Consider the following 2,092-nt stretch of genomic DNA (forward strand, 5'->3'; position numbering starts at 1 on the left):
GTTCGGGAAATAGCTCAGCTTGGTAGAGCACCTGGTTTGGGACCAGGGGGTCGCAGGTTCGAATCCTGTTTTCCCGATAGGACGAAAGTCCATTTAAGCACTTCGCGGTGTAGCTCAGCTGGCTAGAGCGTCCGGTTCATACCCGGGAGGTCGAGGGTTCGATCCCCCCCGCCGCGATTGGTCTTGGACCTTTAGCTCAGTTGGTTAGAGCAGGCGGCTCATAACCGCTCGGTCGTAGGTTCGAGTCCTACAAGGTCCATCTTTACAAGGTGGACGGCGTTTGTTACAATTATATGGTTATCGCGGGATGGAGCAGTCTGGTAGCTCGTCGGGCTCATAACCCGAAGGTCGTAGGTTCAAACCCTACTCCCGCAATTAAACTGAATAGGTTTAAATGGTCGCATGGTCTAGTTGGTTAGGACGCATCCCTGTCACGGATGAGATCGCGGGTTCGAGTCCCGCTGCGACCGGTGAATCGGCTCGGTAGCTCAGTTGGTAGAGCAATGGATTGAAGCTCCATGTGTCGGCGGTTCGATTCCGTCCCGCGCCATTTGCAACGCGGGTGTAGTTTAGTGGTAAAACCACAGCCTTCCAAGCTGTTGTCGCGAGTTCGATTCTCGTCACCCGCTTTATGGGCCTATAGCTCAGCTGGTTAGAGCGCACGCCTGATAAGCGTGAGGTCGATGGTTCAAGTCCATTTAGGCCCATTTAAATTTAATATAACCATCATGGAGAAGTACTCAAGTGGCTGAAGAGGCGCCCCTGCTAAGGGTGTAGGTCGGGAAACTGGCGCGAGGGTTCAAATCCCTCCTTCTCCGTTTGATGGCCCGTTGGTCAAGTGGTTAAGACACCGCCCTTTCACGGCGGTAACATGGGTTCAAATCCCGTACGGGTCATAGCTTTAGCGATATGATGGAGAATTACCCAAGTCTGGCTGAAGGGAACGGTCTTGAAAACCGTCAGGTGGGTCAAACCACGCGAGGGTTCGAATCCCTCATTCTCCTTACTATTATCGCGGGATGGAGCAGTCTGGTAGCTCGTCGGGCTCATAACCCGAAGGTCGTAGGTTCAAACCCTACTCCCGCAATTTAACAGAATATGTTTTATGGTCGCATGGTCTAGTTGGTTAGGACGCATCCCTGTCACGGATGAGATCGCGGGTTCGAGTCCCGCTGCGACCGTTCAATGGCTCGGTAGCTCAGTTGGTAGAGCAATGGATTGAAGCTCCATGTGTCGGCGGTTCGATTCCGTCCCGCGCCATTTGAATTATGGGGGATTCGCATAGCGGCAATTGCGGCGGACTGTAAATCCGCTCCTTCGGGTTCGTAGGTTCGAGTCCTACATCCCCCATGTCTTAGGGATATAGTTCAATGGTAGAACAACGGTCTCCAAAACCGTCGATGTGGGTTCAACTCCTACTATCCCTGGTAACATAATATTATGGCGGTATTGGTGAAGTGGTTAACACACTGGTTTGTGGTACCAGCATACGTGGGTTCGATTCCCACATACCGCCCTTTTAATTGGGGTATAGCCAAGCGGTAAGGCAACGGACTTTGACTCCGTCATGCGCTGGTTCGAATCCAGCTATCCCAATTCCCGTTGGGATAGAGCATATGATGGCGGTATAGCCAAGTGGTAAGGCAGAGGTCTGCAAAACCTTAATCACCGGTTCGAATCCGGTTACCGCCTTCCTTGCGGCCCCGCCGCTGGAAAACTCAGTTACAGTTATGCCGGTGTGGCGGAATAGGCAGACGCGCTGGATTCAAAATCCAGTTCCAGCGATGGAGTATCGGTTCGACCCCGATCACCGGTAGCAATGGTACTTTTCTAGTAAAGGATAGTACCGGTAAGTACGGAGGAACGTTGTTAAATTAACGTTCCTCTTTTTTTGTGCCGGTAAGTAAAGGGGAGTGCGGAAATACTTTACCGACCAAGCTCGAAGAATGAGCATAGGGCCGCTGTAGGTGACAAGGGGGGTAAATCCCCAGATAGTTTTGGTTCTTTGTCAAACGGTGTTGATTAACAACGTGGTTCTATTTAGAGCTTTCTCTTCGGAGAAAGCTCTTTTGTTATTTATGGAATTTGAGCG

The 2,092-nt window shown here is 51.4% G+C and carries 20 tRNA genes; all 20 read left to right on the forward strand.

The features are described 5' to 3' along the window. Positions 1-3: 3 nt before the first annotated feature. A tRNA-Pro gene (locus EKN00_RS10640) sits at positions 4-77 on the forward strand. Positions 78-103: 26 nt separating this feature from the next. Beyond that, positions 104-177, forward strand: a tRNA-Met gene (locus EKN00_RS10645). An 8-nt stretch (positions 178-185) separates the two neighbouring features. Beyond that, positions 186-259 (forward strand) — tRNA-Ile (locus EKN00_RS10650). A 42-nt stretch (positions 260-301) separates the two neighbouring features. Beyond that, positions 302-375 (forward strand) — tRNA-Met (locus EKN00_RS10655). Positions 376-396: 21 nt separating this feature from the next. Beyond that, positions 397-470 (forward strand) — tRNA-Asp (locus EKN00_RS10660). A 7-nt stretch (positions 471-477) separates the two neighbouring features. Next, a tRNA-Phe gene (locus EKN00_RS10665) sits at positions 478-550 on the forward strand. A gap of 8 nt (positions 551-558) precedes the next feature. After that, positions 559-629: transfer RNA gene (locus EKN00_RS10670), tRNA-Gly, on the forward strand. A gap of 4 nt (positions 630-633) precedes the next feature. Further along, positions 634-707: transfer RNA gene (locus tag EKN00_RS10675), tRNA-Ile, on the forward strand. Between the two features lie 23 nt (positions 708-730). Further along, positions 731-818, forward strand: a tRNA-Ser gene (locus EKN00_RS10680). Positions 819-824: 6 nt separating this feature from the next. Next, positions 825-896 (forward strand) — tRNA-Glu (locus EKN00_RS10685). A gap of 18 nt (positions 897-914) precedes the next feature. Beyond that, positions 915-1,004 (forward strand) — tRNA-Ser (locus EKN00_RS10690). Between the two features lie 9 nt (positions 1,005-1,013). Beyond that, a tRNA-Met gene (locus EKN00_RS10695) sits at positions 1,014-1,087 on the forward strand. Between the two features lie 20 nt (positions 1,088-1,107). Continuing rightward, a tRNA-Asp gene (locus tag EKN00_RS10700) sits at positions 1,108-1,181 on the forward strand. A 6-nt stretch (positions 1,182-1,187) separates the two neighbouring features. Continuing rightward, positions 1,188-1,260 (forward strand) — tRNA-Phe (locus EKN00_RS10705). A gap of 10 nt (positions 1,261-1,270) precedes the next feature. Further along, a tRNA-Tyr gene (locus EKN00_RS10710) sits at positions 1,271-1,350 on the forward strand. 6 nt (positions 1,351-1,356) lie between these two features. Continuing rightward, positions 1,357-1,427: transfer RNA gene (locus EKN00_RS10715), tRNA-Trp, on the forward strand. Between the two features lie 16 nt (positions 1,428-1,443). Then, positions 1,444-1,516: transfer RNA gene (locus tag EKN00_RS10720), tRNA-His, on the forward strand. Positions 1,517-1,524: 8 nt separating this feature from the next. Continuing rightward, positions 1,525-1,596, forward strand: a tRNA-Gln gene (locus EKN00_RS10725). A gap of 25 nt (positions 1,597-1,621) precedes the next feature. Further along, positions 1,622-1,692, forward strand: a tRNA-Cys gene (locus EKN00_RS10730). A gap of 40 nt (positions 1,693-1,732) precedes the next feature. Continuing rightward, positions 1,733-1,816 (forward strand) — tRNA-Leu (locus EKN00_RS10735). The last annotated feature ends 276 nt before the right edge of the window (positions 1,817-2,092 follow it).

Source organism: Lacticaseibacillus hulanensis (genome assembly GCF_004010095.1).
GTDB lineage: Bacteria > Bacillota > Bacilli > Lactobacillales > Lactobacillaceae > Lacticaseibacillus > Lacticaseibacillus hulanensis.